Origin of the sequence: Escherichia sp. AM3, from assembly GCF_032029835.1 — a bacterium.
In the GTDB taxonomy this organism is placed as follows: domain Bacteria; phylum Pseudomonadota; class Gammaproteobacteria; order Enterobacterales; family Enterobacteriaceae; genus Escherichia; species Escherichia coli.
Window position 1 is genome coordinate 1 of the sequence record NZ_JAVUPQ010000537.1, and the last position, 507, is coordinate 507.

Consider the following 507-nt stretch of genomic DNA (forward strand, 5'->3'; position numbering starts at 1 on the left):
GCTCTGGAGGCTGTCCACCCGCCATAATGCATTGCGCTCCAATAGCTTTCGCTGCATCCAGAACTTTTTTCTGATATTCAGCTTTTTCGCCTTTTTTACTGGCAAAAGGATCTCCGACAATCACCAGTTTGAGGTTATCTTGTATCTTATTCAGCTGATTAAAAGCCTCCATAAGCATCAGGCAACCTTTATCTGGTGATATCCTTCCTGCAAATAATAACACGGTATCATTTGCATCAATGTTCAGTTTCTGCCTCAAATCTTCAGTATTATTTTGTTCATACGATTCAGAACAAAAACCATTAGGCACAATAGCAATATTTGCATCAGGCATTTTTTCCGAATAGAAATCGAAAAGAAACTGGCTAGGAACAATTATCTTTGCATTTTTGTCTAACTCACCTGGCTCGAAAGCATTATGAAGATGCATAACTAGCTGCGCGTGAGGGCTTCTGCTACGAATCTGTTTATACAGCTTCATGCTATTGTGGATAACAATAACAGAGT

Annotated in this window: 1 protein-coding gene; it reads right to left on the reverse strand. The window is 39.4% G+C overall.

What is annotated here, in order from left to right:
* The coding region (locus RTW80_RS27095; protein ID WP_312721181.1) for a glycosyltransferase at positions 1–507 on the reverse strand (507 nt) is incomplete at both ends.